This is a genomic window from Thainema salinarum CENA647 (assembly GCF_057732415.1).
Genome location: NZ_JBYJZJ010000022.1, coordinates 2,563,831 through 2,582,621 on the forward strand (window position 1 = coordinate 2,563,831; position 18,791 = coordinate 2,582,621).

General features: G+C 49.7%; 16 protein-coding genes. 8 read left to right on the forward strand and 8 right to left on the reverse strand.

Annotation, left to right across the window (positions count from 1 at the left end):
* The first annotated feature begins 544 nt into the window (after positions 1 to 544).
* Both AC286M_RS18175 and AC286M_RS18180 read left to right on the forward strand, forming a co-directional pair.
* Entirely contained in the window at positions 545 to 1,402 is an 858-nt protein-coding gene (locus AC286M_RS18175) for a hypothetical protein (RefSeq protein ID WP_488205730.1), read from the forward strand.
* 155 nt (positions 1,403 to 1,557) lie between these two features.
* Positions 1,558 to 2,319: a hypothetical protein gene (locus AC286M_RS18180; protein ID WP_488205731.1), complete on the forward strand. Its 762-nt coding sequence runs from the start codon at positions 1,558 to 1,560 to the stop codon at positions 2,317 to 2,319.
* Positions 2,320 to 2,374: 55 nt separating this feature from the next.
* On the opposite strand, the gene AC286M_RS18185 is transcribed toward AC286M_RS18180, so the two are convergent.
* The 5 genes from AC286M_RS18185 to AC286M_RS18205 form a co-directional block, all read right to left on the reverse strand.
* Entirely contained in the window at positions 2,375 to 4,015 is a 1,641-nt protein-coding gene (locus tag AC286M_RS18185; protein ID WP_488205732.1) for a CocE/NonD family hydrolase, read from the reverse strand.
* 139 nt (positions 4,016 to 4,154) lie between these two features.
* Positions 4,155 to 4,625, reverse strand: a complete 471-nt coding sequence (locus AC286M_RS18190; protein WP_488205733.1) for a cupin domain-containing protein — start codon at positions 4,623 to 4,625, stop codon at positions 4,155 to 4,157.
* Between the two features lie 216 nt (positions 4,626 to 4,841).
* Positions 4,842 to 5,609 carry a cysteine hydrolase family protein gene (locus AC286M_RS18195; protein ID WP_488205734.1) on the reverse strand — a complete coding sequence of 256 codons (768 nt, stop codon included), beginning with the start codon at positions 5,607 to 5,609 and terminating at the stop codon, positions 4,842 to 4,844.
* A 114-nt stretch (positions 5,610 to 5,723) separates the two neighbouring features.
* A protein-coding gene (locus tag AC286M_RS18200; RefSeq protein ID WP_488203451.1) for an IS5 family transposase occupies positions 5,724 to 6,570 on the reverse strand; the annotation gives its coding sequence in 2 pieces (ribosomal slippage) (positions 5,724 to 6,194 and positions 6,196 to 6,570; 846 coding nt in all).
* Between the two features lie 79 nt (positions 6,571 to 6,649).
* Positions 6,650 to 7,039, reverse strand: a complete 390-nt coding sequence (locus tag AC286M_RS18205; protein ID WP_488205735.1) for a RidA family protein — start codon at positions 7,037 to 7,039, stop codon at positions 6,650 to 6,652.
* Positions 7,040 to 7,483: 444 nt separating this feature from the next.
* Between AC286M_RS18205 and AC286M_RS18210 the strand changes: the two genes are divergently transcribed.
* On the forward strand, positions 7,484 to 8,887 hold the full coding sequence (locus AC286M_RS18210) for an amidohydrolase (RefSeq protein WP_488205736.1): 1,404 nt from the start codon (positions 7,484 to 7,486) through the stop codon (positions 8,885 to 8,887).
* Positions 8,888 to 9,217: 330 nt separating this feature from the next.
* On the opposite strand, the gene pstS is transcribed toward AC286M_RS18210, so the two are convergent.
* Positions 9,218 to 10,357, reverse strand: a complete 1,140-nt coding sequence (gene pstS, locus AC286M_RS18215) for a phosphate ABC transporter substrate-binding protein PstS (protein WP_488205737.1) — start codon at positions 10,355 to 10,357, stop codon at positions 9,218 to 9,220.
* An 887-nt stretch (positions 10,358 to 11,244) separates the two neighbouring features.
* On the opposite strand from pstS, the gene pstC reads away from it, so the two are divergent.
* The 4 genes from pstC to AC286M_RS18235 all read left to right on the forward strand — a co-directional run bounded on the left by pstC (position 11,245) and on the right by AC286M_RS18235 (position 14,710).
* Positions 11,245 to 12,195, forward strand: a complete 951-nt coding sequence (gene pstC, locus AC286M_RS18220) for a phosphate ABC transporter permease subunit PstC (RefSeq protein WP_488205738.1) — start codon at positions 11,245 to 11,247, stop codon at positions 12,193 to 12,195.
* Positions 12,196 to 12,214: 19 nt separating this feature from the next.
* Positions 12,215 to 13,114, forward strand: coding sequence for a phosphate ABC transporter permease PstA (pstA, locus tag AC286M_RS18225; RefSeq protein WP_488205739.1), 900 nt, complete (start codon positions 12,215 to 12,217; stop codon positions 13,112 to 13,114).
* A gap of 202 nt (positions 13,115 to 13,316) precedes the next feature.
* Positions 13,317 to 14,141, forward strand: coding sequence for a phosphate ABC transporter ATP-binding protein PstB (gene pstB / locus AC286M_RS18230; RefSeq protein WP_488205740.1), 825 nt, complete (start codon positions 13,317 to 13,319; stop codon positions 14,139 to 14,141).
* A gap of 308 nt (positions 14,142 to 14,449) precedes the next feature.
* Complete coding sequence (locus AC286M_RS18235) at positions 14,450 to 14,710, forward strand: hypothetical protein (RefSeq protein ID WP_488205741.1); 261 nt, start codon at positions 14,450 to 14,452, stop codon at positions 14,708 to 14,710.
* Between the two features lie 68 nt (positions 14,711 to 14,778).
* Here AC286M_RS18235 and AC286M_RS18240 read toward each other — a convergent pair whose 3' ends face one another.
* The gene (locus AC286M_RS18240) at positions 14,779 to 15,342 is read right to left on the reverse strand and encodes a DUF2231 domain-containing protein (protein WP_488205742.1); all 564 of its coding nucleotides are present in this window, start codon (positions 15,340 to 15,342) and stop codon (positions 14,779 to 14,781) included.
* A gap of 127 nt (positions 15,343 to 15,469) precedes the next feature.
* On the reverse strand, positions 15,470 to 17,158 hold the full coding sequence (crtO, locus tag AC286M_RS18245; RefSeq protein ID WP_488205743.1) for a beta-carotene ketolase CrtO: 1,689 nt from the start codon (positions 17,156 to 17,158) through the stop codon (positions 15,470 to 15,472).
* Between the two features lie 262 nt (positions 17,159 to 17,420).
* Between crtO and AC286M_RS18250 the strand changes: the two genes are divergently transcribed.
* Entirely contained in the window at positions 17,421 to 18,638 is a 1,218-nt protein-coding gene (locus AC286M_RS18250; protein WP_488202914.1) for an IS256 family transposase, read from the forward strand.
* Positions 18,639 to 18,791: the final 153 nt, after the last annotated feature.

Genomic DNA, 18,791 nt, shown 5'->3' on the forward strand with positions numbered 1-18,791 from the left:
CTGCTGATTGGCGTTCTGCCTCCTTGGGTAAGGTTCATTTTCGTTCAAACTCGCTCCCTTGGTGGAGTAAGTAACAGTCGCCACGACATACCGTGAATATAGCTGAATACTAAAAATTACATTTACACAGCCATCGCTAATTCTCATGTTTGCGTAGTGGAAATGTAGTGAAAATCCTGTTGTTGTAAAACGCTTGCATTACAGGCGTTCTTAATGAACAGCTCTAGGTTTTTACTCAACTTATATATAGTCCGATATTGCTTACCCAACACAGCAATTGAATGCGCAATTAAATCGCGCTGAACCTATATAAGGTTTGTCCCATAGTCGCAATGAAATCGCAGAATCGCAAATTAGTGAGGAAAATTTAGCTCATTTATTCTGTGGTGAATTAATCGTGGCTAAATCGTTGATTACATGACCGAATCACATTTGGTCGCGCCATCGATTAAGCGAGATTCAGCCTCTAGATTGCGATATCGCGACTCAAGCATTAATCGATGGCTCAGATGAAAGCAGTGCTCTAGGAGAACAAAGAATTACTATGACTCATCAAAATAAGAAATTGAGGTACTTGCCTCAGCGCAATCGCTCAGTCTTAGGTGCGATCGCACTGGGAGCTGCACTATTCGTTCTCCCCGCTTGTAATACGGTGGGGGAAAATGAGGAAATCAGCGAAGGCCAAACCAACGTCACGACTGAGGATGTTTCTAGCGGACTGGATTCAACAGAAGGTACCGGTCTAGAAAACGTTGATACCCTAATCGGCCAAACAGTTACAGTCAGAAGCGCTGTACAGGAAACCGTAGGTGATTCTAGCTTTTTGCTAGAAGCCGATGGCGGCGAGTCCATTCTCGTGGTTAACGCGACCACAGCCCCCTTTGCTGTACCGACTGAAGAAGTTCCGGTACAGGTAACGGGTGAGGTTGCCGAGTTTGTTCAGGTTGATGTTGAAAACCAGTATGGATTGGATCTAGACGATGCCATCTATGGTGACTACGAAGGTCAGCCTGCCATCATTGCAGATTCTCTGGCTCTAGCACCAACGACCGAACAACTGACGCAAAATCCTGATTTCTTCAGTAATCAGACGATTGCGATCGAAGGTGACGTACGAGGAATTTATTCTCCCAGCACCATCTCCTTATTTGAAGAAGGCTGGGTCGATGACATTGGCCTGCTGGTAGTTGGTGTTGACCGCAGCTTGAAGGCTGAAGGAACCAACGTGCAGGAAGGCGAAACGTTAGTCGTTACTGGACAGGCTCAACCCTTTGATGCGACTGCGCTACAGCAGCAGTACGACCTGGGTTTGACACCCGATCAGATTAACGAATTCACCGAAAGCTACGACCGACCCGTGATTGTAGCAGAGGAAATTTATCCTTCGGCGGTTGACGAATAGGTTCAGCTTGTCGATTGGTTACAGATCTCGCCCTAGCCCACAGCGGCAGCGATCGAATCTGTACACGCCAACATGGCGCAGATTTCATGTGACAACTCACATGAAACATACCTGCAAATACTGCAAACACTAAAGCATTTAGTTAGAGGAAATATATGGCTATTCGAGAACAAGATACCCGCATGACTCCCAACAATCGCTCTTACAAGCGAGCAGTTGGTGTCTTCAAAAACCAAAGCGATGTCGAGCATATTATTCGTCGGTTGAAAGACGATAACTACGATATGAATCGCGTGTCTCTGCTGGCTCGCAACGTCGATAACATCGAAGGAGCCGATGAGGTTCGTGATGAAACTCACGGCAATGAAGCGAAAGAAGGCGCTGGCATTGGTGCCAGCACAGGTACCATCTTAGGTGGTGTAACTGGCTTCCTGATTGGTGTTGGCGTTCTGGCCATCCCTGGTGTTGGTCCAGTATTAGCTGCTGGTGCAGAAATCGGCGCGCTGGGTTCAACTCTAGCTGGAGCTGGAATTGGCGCAGCAACCGGTGGTATTGTTGGTGCTTTGATCGGCTTGGGTATTCCGGAAGAGAAGGCCAAAGTCTACGAAAATCGCATCAAAGCTGGCGACTATCTAATGATGGTTAGCGGTAACGATGACGAAGTGCGTCGCGCTGAGTCAATCATGCGCGATCGCAATGTTGAAGAATTTGAAATCTTCGAAGCGCCTGAGAATACTCGCCCAGAGTCGAATACCTATGTGCGGGAAGAGGTAGAGGTTGACCGTCGCGAAATTTCGGCGAATCAGCGGCCTGTTCGTGAAGGTAACGTAACGAAGACCTACGACCTTGATCATGACAATGATCCTGAGGTAATCGTAGTTGATGAGCGGAACCAAAATCGCAATCCCCGCCGCTAAACTTAGCTACCAATAATTGACGTGAAAGGCCCGCATCGCGGGCCTTTTGCTTTTTTTAGTTGCTTATAGATAACACCACTTTCGATGTTGCTTCACCACCGCTATTGATCGTTAATGTAACAATTTGGGCATCCATTTGCTGTGCCTGTGTCGGATTTTCGCCTGTGCCCGGATTGACCGGATGAGTCGGAAAACAGGATGCGCTGATGCTTAACCGTAAAGCGTGACCCGACGAAATCTGAGCGCAAATGGGCTGGAGCTGAATGCGTCGAGTAGTCGCTTCAGACTGCGGGGCAGAAATATGCAGATATCCCTGAGACAGGTTATACACTCGGCCATCAGGATAGACCTCTGACAGCACAGCACAGAGATCGAAGCTGGGAGCATCGGCAGTGCAGTACAGTTCAACGGTGATATCACCTGCGATCGCAACTGGTTCATCTAACCAATCTGTCGTGTAGGTCAGCACGTCGCTGCGGCAGTCCACGCTGGAGCGGTCAAACATACCAGCGGGGAAGGAGGAGTGTCCACCTACTGCTGGTACGGGTCGCCAGGGATCATGCACGAAAACGTCCGGTTGGCTGATATCACTGGGGTTTGGCTGGAGTTTGCCACTGCGATCGCACATACTCGCCAAGCCGTCGCTCGTTAAATACCAAGTTTGAGCTGTACCGTTCGGCCATGCCTCAAACGAGCGCCATTGATTCGTTCCCATTTCAAACAGTGACACGGGCAGCTCGTTGAGTAGACCTGTATCGACACCTTTGAGGAAATGGTCAAACCAGCGGATTTGTAGCGTATCAACCGTATTGTTCGCATCTGCGCCAAAGTCAACCGCTCCCACTTTGCGCCCCCAGGGAATATGATTCCAAGGCCCAACCCAAAGCTGCTGACGCGACTGGCAGGTGGCCGCCATCTCTTTGTACAAATGAATTGTGCCCCGCAGATAGGCATCAAACCAGCCGCCAATGTGCAGCATCGGTAGGTCAACACCCGTCAAATCCGGGGTGAGCTTGCGCCAGTAATCATCAGCGGAATCGGAATGATTTAGCCAGTCGTGATAGAACGAATTCGGCGCATAGTCTTTTAACACCTGCGGTCGAGCAATTACCGGATCAGTGAGCGGTAAGTTACGTGATGCCTTGAATAGTTGCTCGTAAGCGACGCTATCTCCCTGCAACCGCGCCGTTTCCGCCGCCAGTTGGATCGCCCAGCCCAGACTGGCTTGGAGACAAAAGGCTCCTCCCTCATAAGCCCAATCGTGATAGAGGTCGTAGCCCACCATCCCTGGAGCCAGAGCTTTTAATGCGGCGGGTTTTCGCATCACTGCATAAAGCTGGGTCATTCCCTGATAGGAAAAACCATACATGCCGACCATGCCGTTGCTGCCAGGAAGCGATGCCGCCCAGTTAACCGTATCTTCGCCATCGTCAATCTCATGGGCAAACAGGCGAAACTCGCCCTCCGATGTGCCCCGCCCCCGCACGTCTTGAATCACCACGATATAGCCATGCGCCGCGTACCAAGTGGGATGAGCATAAACAACCGTGGATGCGATCGCACGTCCGTAGGGTTGCCGCATGAGTAAAACGGGAAACTCCCCGGCAGTATCGGGCACGTAAACATCGGCATCAAGGCGTACACCATCCCGCGTTTGCATGGCATGGGTTTGTTTGGGCTTAACGGGGAAGAGCATTGCTAGGGAACGCGTTTAAATAAGGTGAAATCTTTGGGTCGGGACACGGCAATGCCGTGTCCCGACGGATGGAACGGATTGACCCCCTGCCCCGACGCCCACAGCATCTGAATCTGTAGTCCGATTTGGCAAAATAGTATTACGCACCCACGTTGGCAGGAACTTTGGTATCGGAGCGGCGCAGGACGGCCCAGTCTTCGTCGTCCAGTTCAACTGGGGTGCCGTTACGAATCAGTTCGGCAAAGTCCTCATTGGGCACCATGATGCAGAGGGCATAGAGGCGACCTGCGCCCGTGTTTTCTAAAACGTGAATGCCATTGGGCGGCACTAGAACGCTGTCGCCCGCTTGGACTGCAACCGATTTCCCGTCACAGGTGGCGATCCCTTCGCCTTTGAGGATGAAAAACATTTCTACAGCGAGCTGATGCCGATTGGGTGGCGTTTTTCCGCCTGGATCAAAAATTTCTACACAATAGGTCAGCGACATATTGGCAATCGTAGGATCAAAGACAATTGCCAGTCGGTTCGTATCGTTTGAACTAATGCGAAACGCCTGATAATCTCGCGGCGTTTTGAAAATGGGAATGACGCACTGATCGGACTCCATCATGGGATACCTCTCTGCGAATAAGGGTGCAGATTCGAACCTAATATCAAGTCTGATTAGAAAACCCATAATTTATTTTTTGTGAAACGTTGGCGGAGCAAACGTTTCACAAAAAATAAATTGGGTTCTTATATACAGACTTGGTATAACGCCTAATCGCAGCAATACCGCTACTCTTAGGCTTTGGTTTATTGTTGGCCGGGATTAGCCGCTCTGCTATTAAGTATCTTGAAGTGCGTCCAGGATTGCGGTGGAATCGGTTACAAAACCAAAACACTGATTGACGTTGTAAATCGTCGCTTGCCAGCAGTAGTCCGGGGAGGTTGTGGCCGAGCAGTCCCGCAGCAGAATGCAGTCGTAACCCAGAAAATTGGCATCCTGAAGCGTCGCCATCACGCACTGATCGGCATTCACACCGCCAAACAGAATCGTCGTTTTGCCCAGATTCTTCAATATGCTGTCCAGTGGCGTATCCCAAAAGCCACTCATCCGGTACTTATCGACTTTGATATCCGTGGGCGCTTGCTCCAGCTCATCCACCACCGCTGCCGCCCAGCTATCTTTGGTCAGCACCGGAGCCTGATTTTTGGGTAGCGGATCGCCCAAACCGACGCCTGCTCCCGTGGGATTGTAAACGTGACGCAGTCCGGCACTGATATTCAGCAAATCGGGCCGATTGCCCCAGTTAATCCAGATCACAGGCACATCCGCCTGCCGCATCGCAGGCAGAAAGCGTTGAATCGGCTCAATCGGCTTACGAGCAGGCATCACGTCTACGCCGATATGCGCTAGCCAGCCGTCCGGATGGCAAAAGTCGTTCTGCATATCAATAATTGCGATCGCAACTTTGGCCAAGTCCAGCTTCAGGGTTTTCGTATCCGTTGGCACCACAATCGGACGCGGTGGCAGCGGCGGACGGGTCAGATCAGCGGTGTGCTCATCGACATACCAGGCATTGGGAGGTGTCCCAAGGGGTTTAAGTGTCATGGTGATTTGCTGAATTAGAAATAATTTTTGTAGGTTGGGTTGAGCAACGCGAAACCCAACGTTTACAGAGCTTGTTGGGTTTCGTTGTCACTCAGTTCAACCTACAGTAAGAGCCTATCCGAAAACCTCAGATGAGCGAAATGTGATGACCGCACTGGCAAGTTGTAAGAACGCCAGATAGTTTTCGGGCTTCTTCTCCCAGCGGATCAACAGACGGCGAAACCGATTCATCCACGAATGAGTCCGTTCGACCACCCACCGTCTGGCCCGATAGTTGGGAATGTCGTGAATCACTAGGTCACCCTCGTTTTGAGGCGGAATATGCCCTTGATAGCCCCACTGCTTGAGAATCTGGCGCACCGGGTGATAGTCGTAGCCGCGATCCAGACAGAGATGTCTTGATTCCTCGTCCTCCACATCCGGTGGCACCAGCGGTTGAGCCTCTAAAGTTACCTCAACAAGTTTCATGTCATGCCGATTAGCGGGTGCGAGCACAAAGGCCAGTGGGATGCCGTTGCCATCGGTTAAAACCGAGCGCTTGGTGCCCAACTTGCCACGGTCAGTCGGGTTGGGGCCTGTCTTTTTTTCCCCCCAGTGGTGCTTTGACCATCGCACCATCCATCGATTGCCAATGCCAGTCCACTCCTTGAGTGCGGGCATACTCCATCAATCCCGCCTGCCAAAAGCGAGCAAACGTGCCGTTGGTTTGCCACTCTTGAAAGCGGTCATGCACCGTACTGGAGGCCCCTAAACACCGAGGCAACGCATTCCACTGACAGCCGGTGCAAAGGATGTAAAAGATCGCATCTAAGGCTTGGCGATCATCCATGCGAGGGCGGCCTCCCTTAGGCTTGGGTGGCTCCTCTGGAATCAGAGGATGCAGGCGCTCCCACAGCTCATCGGGCACCCGATAACGAGGGTCAATTTCGACGGTTGAACGAGGAGGCGTCACGGTAGACATCTGGGACTGCTCCTATGGCGACACCTTCACCTTAAGCACTCATCTCTCGAACAACATCGGTTTTCGGATAGGTTCTAAGTTAATCGCCGCAATAGACGACCAAATCAATCTCTACATCACCAAAGCCTGCCAGTGCAGTTACACCGATAGCCGTTCGCCCTGGATATTGTCCGGCCTCGAAGTAAGACTGATAAATTTCATTCACCGTCTCAAAGAACCGAAAGTCGGTGACAAACACTCGCGCCATCACCACCTTGGCAAAGCTCGTCTGCTCGTGCTCCAATACCAGCTTCAAATTCTCCATTACCCGACGAGTCTGGTCTTCAATTGGGCCGCGCACGACCTGTCCCGTCTTCGGATCTTCTGCGAGCTGCCCCGTGACAAACAAAAAATCCCCTGCCCGTACCGCATGGGAATAGGGCGCAACCGCTGGTAGAACATCCTGTGGCAAATTGACGTGTCGAAACATAGAACCGCTGTCAAACCTTAAATAGTGTCTTACTGAGAATAAGGGGTATCGCCCAAATGGAGGATAGGCGGCTGAGATTTAGGTATTGAAAATACCAACGTCTACGATTGTCTTGAGTCAATGTATAAGCAACCAGAAGGGTAGTGAATCCTTAAATAAGAAAGACGCTGTATAAGCACGAAAATTCAAGGAAAATAACAATATAGACAGATTCAGCGGCTTAATAGCAATTTTTCCGCCAAATTAGGTTTCCAACGCTTCAAAATCAGGCTTGTGAAAGACGAATGGGCTATATGCATTCCCAAAAAGTTCATGGAATACCCTAAGGACATTAGACTTGATGGCAGACTATAAAGAATTCAAATTCCACTTCTGAGTTTGGGCAAGCTTGAACAGGACAGGTTCAGGTTTGATGCAGGTTCGATATCGTAAGGGAACAGGTTTGTGGACTATACCATTCAGAACGTATTAATTGCCGTTGATGACGGCTACGACACGACAGATATTCAGATCGCCCAGGGTCGTATTGCTGCGATCGCACCCCAACTCCAGCCGCTTGGTACAGTCATTGACGCCACCAACAAGCTTGTATTACCGGGCTTTGTCAACGCCCACACCCACTCATCCGAAATGTGGCAGCGGGGACTGATTGGGCCGCTACCGCTAGAACTCTGGCTGGCAGAACTCTACGATTTTGCGCCGCTTGACCCAGAGCAAATTTATCTCAGCGCCCTGGGTACCGCTGTGGAAACCCTACTGTCGGGTGGCACAACCGTTGTGGATCACTTGGTGCTGATTCCCGGTCAGGAAATCGCCACGATTGAAGCTGCCGTCCGCGCCTATCGCGAAGTCGGCATTCGCGCCTTCGTTGGCCCCCTGATCCAAGATGAAACCCTGACGCGGGGCATTCCCTCGGGTGATACGCCCCAAACCCACGCACCGTTTGAGCAGTCCACTCAAGAGGTGCTGGCCATGATGCAAGATGCGATCGCGCGTTTCCATGCGCCAGAGGATGACATTCACATCATGGTGGCTCCGACGGGTACACAGCTTTGTTCAGATGAGCTGTTTAAGGGCTGCATTGAACTTAGCGATCGCTACGACCTGCGCCGCCATGCCCATCTGCTGGAAACCAAAGCGCAGCAAATGCTGGCCTATGAGAAATATGGCTGTAGCGCTGTTGAATACCTGAAAAACATCGGTTTTTTGGGGCCACGCACATCTCTCGCCCATTGCGTCTGGCTGAATGATAACGATATTGAGATTATGGCGGCCACCCAATCGACGGCAGTTCATAACCCTTTGAGCAATCTACGGTTAGGCAGCGGCATTGCGCCCGTGCTGAAATACCGTCAGGCTGGCGTCAACGTTACCTTCGGCTGCGACGGCACGGCCAGCAGTGACGGTCAAGATCTGCTGGAAGTGATCAAAGTCGGCACCATGATCCACAACACGACTGACTTTGAATACCGTCAGTGGATTAAACCCCGCGAAGCCATTCAAATGGCGTCCCTCGGTGGCGCGAAAGGTTTAGACCAGGCTCACGATCGGGGTTTACTAGAAGTTGGACAACAGGCTGATTTCGTTTTGTACGATTTGACCGATCTATCGCTGCTGCCGCGTACTGATCCGATTGGCCTCCTGGTCATGGGTAGTCCGCGTCAGGTTGTTGATTCGGTCTGGGTTAATGGCCGTCAAGTTGTTGCCAATAAGCACGTGCAAACTATTGATGTGAATCAGCTGAAGCAGGCCATGTTTGAGCAGAGCCAGTGGCAAGTTGAGCGCTCCTCACCTAGTAAAGACAGCGTTGAACCCCAGTACCGTCGGGTCATGCGGCTTTCGTCATAGCTGTGGTTATCTGTGGTTATTAAAGTCGCTATAAAAAAGGGATCAACATCTCCGTGAACAGCAGAGCTATGCCATCTGGACGTTGATCCCCAGCTTCAAGTTTAAGGATTGCTATGAAACGGCACCAGCCATATCAGCAACAACTGATGCCGCTGTTGAGCTGGTTCAATCTTTGACCGTACACCCCTTTGACGGATTCAATTGATCGCCAGCCCAAACCCGAGTTATCCGAAACCTGCTGATAGAAACCAGTTTTTATTTTTCATAGAAGTCTTGCTATGCCTGACTTCTATGAAAAATAATTTGGGTTCTTTCTAGCTAGATTCAGTATTAGTTAACTTTGACTTGCTCTTCAACAGCGCTCTTCACCCGTTCCTCTACATCACCTTGTAAAGGAATATAACCAAGTTGTTGAGCAGCTTCGCCACCGTTGTTTAAAGCCCAATCCACCATCGTTTGAACCGCGTTTGCCTTTTCCTGGGAGTCATACTGAGGATAAAGCAGAATCCAGGTTAGACCAACGATGGGGTAAGCTTGATCGCCTTCTGGATCAGGAATCACTAGCGCAAAATCTTGAGGAACTTCAGCGCCTTCCAGCACTTGAGCGCCTGCGTCAGGTGATGGCTCAACGTAGTTTCCAGCCTGATTTTCTAAAGCGGCAGTCGAGATATCATTTTCGCTGGCATAGGTGTACTCAACGTAGCCAATGGAACCTGCGGTTTGCTGAATTTGAGCCGCAATTCCTTCGTTACCTTTGGCACCCACACCAACTGGCCAGTCAACCGTCTTGGCTGCGCCACCCTGCCAGTTGGGACAAGCGGCCTGAATGTGGTTGGTGAACAAGAAGGTGGTGCCGCTGCCGTCGGAACGATGCACAAAGGTGATTGGCTCGCTTGGTAAATCCGCGTCAGGATTGGCTTCGGCAATAGCTGGAGCATCCCAGGTCGTAACGTCACCCGTGACGATCCCACAGTACGCTTCTCGGGAAAGCTGAAGATCGTCAACACCTTCTAAGTTGTAAGCGAAAACAGCTAGTCCGCCGGTCATTGGCACCTGCACCGGATCAGTACCATACTGATTGACAAACTGCTGTCTCTCTTCTTCCGTTAAGGGCGCATCAGAAGCTCCAAAATCTACCGTTCCAGCCAGATATTGCTCAACGCCTGCACCGCTACCAACGGATTGGTAGTTGATTTGCAGTCCCGGATACTCATTTTGGATTTGCGAAAACCAGGTTTGATACAGCGGTGCGGGGAAGGATGCTCCAGCACCATTTAATGTAAGGTCGAAGTCCTCTTCTGTAGCGCCACTATTTGCTGCAACATCTTCACTGCCATCAGTTGCATCTCCTGTATCAGTTCCAGATGGTTCTGAGTTTGCACAGGCAACCATACCCACGGCAATTAAAGAAACAGTTGCCGCTGTGGTCAGCGTTTTTTTCTGAGGACGAAATTTAGCAAGTAATGACATGGGCTCAATCCGTTTCTACTACGTCTCCTAAAAACAGTATTGAGCTGATGTAAAGAAGAGTTTAATAAAAAAGTCGGCAGAAATATTGCATTAGCAATCGATATCTAAATCAAGATTCTTGAAATTCATATACTGCTCTCTACTTCTTTCGATGGATATTGAGTAGACAGCAAATTCTCGTCGAAACCTGCTGAGGTTGGAAATTAGATGAATTTACTAATCAAATTAATTAATCAATAATTTTATAGCTTAATTTGTTGGTCAAGTGATCCATGAGCTGAATAAATGCAAAATCAGCATTTTTTGTAGCAAAGACATCAAAACAGCTTTGAATGAATGTCCATATACAGTTATGCAAGTCCAAATTCGCTTTGAATAAAGCAGCTTGAAATATCCAACGTGAGTTACAAGATTAAAGCAGGTAATCAATCATTTGCTAAAGCATACGGTAATAATTCTATGTTAATTACCGTCAGCACCTAGAAACTAATTCATCAACGCCATAGCTACTATATCCTGCCAATTTGAATGCGATTTGATTACTAGAACTGCATTTAGCACTGTCATTTATCTGTGAGATTACTTCTACCTATCGATAGATATTGAATGCTTGTTAATTTCTTCTTTACTTAATTCCTTTATTGTCGTTTGTGTTTAGGCAACTTCTTTCGAATCGTTGATTTCGAAATTTTTGAATTTGGAAATTTTTAAGTTTTGATTTTTTGAATTATTAATGCTGAGCCAATGATATTTGGCTGAAATTCTCTGACTACGCGATCGCGCACCCAAGCTTTAAAACCCAGCACATCATCACCAAATTTTCAGGTTGCAGATCGCATCGCACGAGCGCACGAGCACACACAGATGGCAACAACTACGACAAGCAAATGGCAGGACACATACAACGATCACAAACAGCAATTCCTCCTCGCTCCGATCAATCCGTTTGGATCGATCGCGGCTTCATTTTGGCGACGCGTCTATTTGCGATCGCAATTGCAGGCATTCTGGTTTTAATTGGCGTTCAAACAGCAATTGATGCTTGGCCTGCTATTCAGGAATATGGTGTCCGCTTCTTATACACCAGCGATTGGGACCCAGTGAACAGCGAATATGGGGCGCTACCCATGATCTATGGAACGTTGATGAGTTCCTTGATTGCGCTTTTATTTGCAGTGCCCCTGGGAGTCGGTACAGCTATTTTTCTTAGCGAAGATTTTATACCGCCCAAAGTTCGTGCGCCGCTGGTTTTTATGGTGGAATTACTAGCTGCAATTCCAAGCATTGTCTACGGTTTGTGGGGCATTTATGTGCTGATTCCGTTTCTCGATCCAATTGGTGCTTGGCTACACGATAACTTTGGCTGGTTCTTCTTATTTCAAACGCCCTATATTGGCCCTGGATTATTTCCAGCAGGCATCATTTTGGTAATCATGATTTTGCCGATTGTGACGGCAATTTCACGTGATTCCTTGGCCTCTTTGCCGCCGAATTTGCGACAGGCTTCTCTCGGACTAGGGGCAACTCGCTGGACAACCATCTTTCGGGTACTCATTCCAGCCGCTTTCTCTGGAATTGTCGGTGGCACCATGCTGGCACTCGGACGGGCCTTAGGTGAAACGATGGCCGTAACGCTGCTGGTTGGTAATTCCAACAACCTCAATTTTTCTATTCTGGCTCCGGGCAACACCATTGCTTCCCTACTCGCCAATCAGTTTGCAGAAGCTAGTGGACTACAGGTAGCGGCCTTGATGTATGCGGCGCTCGTCCTGTTTTTGATGACGCTGATTGTCAATGTTCTAGCTGAATTGATCATTCGTAAGGTGAAGCCGTACTAGCAACAGGAATCAAACGCTTATGTCATCTAATGTTCAGTCAAATAACCATCGTGCCGCACGGTCAGATGAATACGGCATTTTCAAAACGGGTAAACCGCGAGAAACCTTTGCGGAAGCAGCCTGGACGGTTCTATCAGGACTGTGTCTCGTCATTGCACTCATCCCACTGTTTCTGGTCATTGCCTATGTTTTAGTGCAAGGCATCAGTCGTTTAGACGTAGACGCGTTTACCCAGCTACCGCCACCTCCCTTTGCGGGCGAAGGAGGCTTTGCCAATGCCTTCGTTGGAACGCTGATGGTAGTCGGCATTGGGGCTTTGATCAGCGTCCCTTTAGGTGTGATGGCTGCCATTTATCTAGCAGAGTTCAGCTCAGGTCATCTTGTACGCTGGATTCGCTTTGCAACCAACGTACTCAGCGGCGTACCGTCAATTCTAGCTGGGGTGCTGGTCTACAGTCTGCTGGTTGTCCCCGTGTTTGGCTATTCTGCGATCGCAGGTGGAGCGGCACTAGCAGTACTAATGCTGCCAATCATTGTCCGCACCACCGATGAGTCGCTGCAAATCGTGCCCAAACAGGTACGCTGGGCCTCCGTCGGCATGGGAGCCTCCAAGTTTCAGACCGTCATGCGAGTGGTTTTACCCGCTGCCCTACCTGCGATCGCAACTGGATTGACGCTGGCCGTAGCGCGAGCGGCAGGCGAAACGGCACCGCTGATCTTTACCGCTCTATTCGCTCAGTACTGGACAGAAAGCCTATTTGAACCGATCGCGACGCTTTCTGTTCTCGTTTACAACTTTGCAGCGGTGCCCTACGAAAATCAGCGCGAACTAGCCTGGGCTGCCTCACTGGTCTTGGTAGCACTGGTTCTATTAACCAGCATTTTGTCACGCTGGGCCGCTCGCAGAAGCGTCTACTAATACCAATTTTCTGGAACTCTTAACTACCACATTCTCCCCTGCCCCCCAGCTCCCTTGCCCCCTACCTACTCCCTACTCCCTACTCCCTACTCCCTACTCCCTACTCCCTACTCCCCTGAACAGCCCCAACCCGAAAAACAAAGTCCAGCTCAATCAAACATCAGTCTAAATTTGCCAATCACCTTGTTTTACTAGCAGCACCATGAACTCTACTGAATATCTAGAAAATCCATCCTCACGTCCCAATCAGGTGGAAACCGTATTTCGCACCCAAAACCTCAATATTTACTATGGCGATTTTCTCGCCGTTCGCGATGTGAATATGGAGATTCCAGCTCGCCAAGTCACAGCATTCATTGGCCCTTCTGGCTGTGGCAAGAGTACATTAATCCGCTGCTTCAATCGGCTGAATGACCTGATTCCCAGCTTCCACGCCGATGGCACCGTGTATTATCACGGCCAAAATCTTTATGGCGACAAAGTCGATCCGGTGGCCGTACGTCGCCGGATTGGCATGGTGTTCCAGCAGCCCAACCCGTTTCCCAAATCGATTTACAATAACATCGCCTACGGTTCACGCGTAACAGGCAAAAAGGTTGACATGGATGAACTGGTTGAGAAATCACTTCGACAGGCCGCGCTCTGGGACGAGGTGAAAGACAAGCTAGGTGAAAACGGTCTGTCTCTTTCCGGCGGACAGCAGCAGCGCTTATGCATTGCCAGAGCCATTTCAGTTGAACCCGATGTGGTGCTGATGGATGAACCCTGTTCGTCGCTTGACCCAATTTCGACGCTGAAAATTGAAGATTTAATTGCTGAGCTGAAGCAGGAGTACACGATCATCATTGTGACGCACAACATGCAGCAGGCCACCCGCGTTGCAGATGTGACAGCTTTTTTCAATGCCGAGGCCACAGACGAGGGCAAGCGGAGTGGTTATTTGGTCGAATATGGCCCTACCGAGCAGATTTTCCAGCAGCCGCGTGAGGAATCGACCCGCAACTATGTCAGCGGTCGGTTCGGTTAATCTAATTCCATTCCAATAAAAAGTAGTACGCTCATCACCTGCATAGAAGCGCCCTTTAAGGGCGCTTCTTCTATTTCTTGACCATAGTCATACTGGTGAGGACGTTTTTGTGGCACGGCCTCGCGAGTCACAAAAACGTTACAAGTCTTTTGAGCTAACTGCGACTTTCCTTCGGATAAAATTAAATTTTGGTTAAATCCGATGTAACAAAACCATATGTTTTAGGGCATTATTACTTTACATCTGTCTCAAGGCATAGTTTGGTTGACCCTTGGGAGGATGCGAAGTCGCCTAAGAATGTGCCTCACATGAACAACAACTGGCTTTCAGATTACATCATTTACTCCCAACGAGGAGATCAGAGCTACGCAAGGCGAGCTTGTCGCCCGCTAGAATCTCATATTAAGAAAATGCTGGGTCTGCCAGTTAGCGAAGCCTCGATCCACGCCGAAATTCAATATCTCAAGATTGTTGATGGAGGAGCCACCTGTGAGTGTCCGGCCTGTCAGCTTAGAGCGCCCGGCAGCGCTGGTATTTTTTGGGCTGTCCAGCGAAAAGATGTCGCCTAATCCAAATCAGAACTAAAAGCATGAGGCCGTCGCATTGCGACGGCCTCATGCTTTAGGAATACAAAATCCTATGAAGAGACTTTTGTTTCACTTGGGCCAATCACGCCCACTTTATGCCGAAACGTTAGTTCGCCGCCAAACCAGCCGCCAACCAGCAGCAAGCCCGCCACAATTAGAGACAGCGTTAGTCCACCGGGGAGAATCGATTCTGCGGGATTGTTTAGCCGTAAACCAAAGTTGATTAGCGACAGCACTAGCGCTGCAATATTAGCAGCCATGTGCGCCCAACCTGCTGTACGGTGGCGGACACGAGGAATACGGACAAAGTCCACCATTCCAATCAGACCGGCTAAGATGCCAGCCAATGCGCCTAGACCAATCAGCCACATAGAGGCGCGCACCCAAAACGGATCTTGCGTCAGCCAGTAACCTAAATCCGTGCCTGCTGCGCCACTGAGAAAGGCAACTGGAAAAATTACGATAATGGGATGAATGGGATGACCCAATATATTTACGGAGCTGGTCACGCCAGTACCGCGATATTCGGTCTCTCGACTTTCAATGATGGGCGGCAGATTAGGATATGGAACTCTCGTTCTATCGGGTTCTTGCCGAAACTCAGTATTGGCCATAATTGCCTCCTCAGGCACAGTAACTCAGGTTTATACCAAGTCTGGTTGAAAACCCATGATTTATTTTTTGTGAAACGTTTGCGGAGCAAACGTTTCACAAAAAATAAATTGGGTTCTTATACGCAGACTAGACCGATGACTTCATGATCGACTGTAGCCAGTCGCCGACTTCTTTGACGTTTTGCTTGATGGGTTCTTGGCGCTTTAGAAAGACGCGGGCACAGTTGCGACCGGGCATTCCGGAAATTGCGCCACCGGGATGGGTTCCTGCCCCTGTGAGAAAGAGTCCCTCAATCGGGGTTTTGTAATTAGCGATTTCGGGCAGGGGTCGGAAAAAGACCATTTGATCTAGCGTCATATCAATGTGATAGTGGTTACCCTTGTAGACGCCTAGCCGTTCAGTCAGGTCGGCTGGGCTTTCTACTCGCCGAGCGATGATGGCGTTTTTTACATTGGGCGCATAATCTGCTAGCTTGTCGATCACCCGATCGGCAACTTTGTTTTTCAGCTCATCCGTCCAGCCCGTGCCGTATTTGCCCGTGCCTTCTGCTCCGTGAATTTGATAGGGAGCAAAAAACTCGATCCACAGCGTATGTTGACCATCGGGAGCCATTGACGGATCGAGCATGGTTGGCACAACGACATAGATTGAGGGATCGTCATCCGGAATTTGACCCATTTCCGGCAGGCTGTGGGCCATTTCAATCTGGTGCATCGAATCGGCGATCAGGACTGAACCGATTAGATATTCGTCGCGATGGTTGTAATTTTCAAAGCGGGGTGCTTCGGAGAGGGCGCAGTCAATTTTCACGATGCCATCGTTGTTGTTGACGATCCGCCGTTCAACTCGTTCGCCTAGTTTAGGTGCGATCGCATCTACATCAGCCGGATCGAGCATCTGTAAGAACAGCCGCTGCACGTCGATATTCGAGATCACGCCATGCTTGGCCCGGTACTCTTCACCATTGAGCACCCGAACACCAATGGCTCGACCCTTATCGTCAATCAGCACTTTCTCTACCGTCTGGTCGCAGAGAATGGTGCCGCCTTCTGCTTTGACTAAGCGAACGAGAGCATCCGTTAATGCCCCTGTACCGCCACGAGGGCGGGCCATACCGGGATTGTGTCGCAGCGCCATCATCATGCCGCCGATGGCCAGCGTTTTCTGAGACGGAGTCGCGCCAAGTTCAGACGCGAGCCGAGCTAACGGCGCTTTAAGAAATTCAGAATCAAACCACTCATTGAGTGAATCTTTGGGACTGGTCAGCATCGTACGCACCAAGTCCAATGATTGATCGATCCCGCCCAGTACTGACAACAAATCCTGGATATTGTGCAGGCCATAGTTGCCCGCCATATCCACAATGGACTTGGGCGGCGCATTGAAAATGGGAGTAATCGCCTGAATCAACCGATCCCAAAATTGCATATACTCGCGATATTTTTGAGCATCGCGATCGCTATAGCGAGCAATTTCAGCACAGGTTTTCTCTAGAGAGCGATGACCTAGGAAATACTTGCCATCGGGATGGGGACAAAAGACCACTGGATCGCAGAAGAGATACTCTAGACCGTACTTCTCCAACTCCAGTTCTTTTACCACTGGGCCAAGATGGATAAATTCGTGATCAATAGCGCACAGATTGAACTTAAAGCCAGGGGCTTCTTCGGGTAATGCTTCCTCAGTAGTTGCTGCACCACCTGGAATGGAACGTTTTTCGAGCAGCAAAACTTTATATCCTGCTTTAAGCAGATACGCTGCGCAGACTAGGCCGTTATGACCCGCGCCAATAATGACGACATCGTAAGTTTGCATAGGGAAAATGACTGTCCAATCAATTCCCAGATCGTAAAAAAATTGTCCCTAGCTGCTGCCTATCGCAAGAGAGAGGGTGACGTGCTAGAGGGTAGAGTTTGGGGAGCGGGGAGAAAGGGAGTAGGGGAGAAAGGGAGTAGGGGAGAAAGGGAGCAGGGGATCAGGAGGGGCATAAGCCTCATTTCGCAGGGATTGTAAATTAGATTGTGTCAAAGGTCAGAGATGAGATCTAATGAACTATTGAACCTAAGAGACTCGTACTATGACTTTTCGACCTGAACTCCTGGATGAATTGCTTAAAGGCTATCAGAATCCCGAAGACCTGCTGGGGGATGGAGGGATTCTTAAGCAGCTCACGGCGGCTTTGGTGGAACGCTGCTTGAATGCGGAAATGAAAACCCATCTGGACGAGCAACAGGCGGAGCCTGAAAGCGACGTCAAGCCAACTCGTAACCGCCGCAACGGCCACAGCAAGAAGACCATCAAAGGGGAGTTTGGAGAAGCTCAAATCAATGTTCCCCGTGACCGCAACAGTGAGTTTGAACCCATCATCGTCAAGAAGGGGCAGACCCGCTTCGAGGGCTTTGATGACAAGATCTTGTCCCTCTATGCCAGGGGCATGAGTACCCGTGACATTCAGGCTCAACTGCAAGACCTGTATGGCGTTGAGGTCTCAGCCGGGCTGATCTCGAACGTCACGGATGCGGTTGAAACGGAGCGTAAAATTTGGCAAAATCGCGCGCTCGACCCGGTTTATCCCATCGTCTATTTTGATGCCATCGTGGTCAAAGTCAGACAAGACGGGCGGGTGATCAACAAAGCGATTCACTTGGCGCTTGGGGTTAACTTGTCTGGCACCAAAGAACTCTTGGGGATGTGGATGACCCAGAACGAGTCTGCCAAATTTTGGCTTCAAGTGCTCACAGAGCTGCAAAATAGGGGTCTCAAAGACATCTTCATCGCTTGCTGTGATGGCCTCACTGGCTTTCCCGATGCCATTGAAGCGGTCTTTGCTCAAACCCAGGTGCAGTTGTGCATTGTTCACATGGTACGAAATTCACTCCGCTATGTGTCCTACAAAGACCGTAAGGCGGTTGCAGCAGACCTCAAGCTGATTTACACGGCCAGCACTGAGACTGAAGCAGAGCAGCGCTTAGTTGAGTTTGCCGAGCAGTGGGACCAGCAATATCCAACCATTAGCAGGTCTTGGCTTCATCATTGGCAGCGGATTATTCCCTTCTTTGCTTTTTCACCGGAGATTCGTAAAGCAATCTATACGACCAATGCGATTGAATCGATGAATATGACTCTTAGAAAGGTGATTAAAAACCACCGAGCTTTTCCAACCGATGAATCTGCCCTAAAAGTTATCTACTTGGCAATTCAAAATATTGCCAAAAAGTGGACCATGCCCATTCGCGACTGGAAACCCGCTCTCAACCGCTTCGCGATTGAATTCAGCGATCGCTTTCCAACTTGAGTTTTTACCTTTGACACAATCTATTTGACATACCCATTTCGCAAACCAAATAAAATAGCTAGCAAGAACGTCTCCCGCTCATACTCATTCCCCCCAAACTCAAACGCTAACAATAAAGCTCCCTTTCCCCCTTGCTCCTGATTCTCCCTTGCT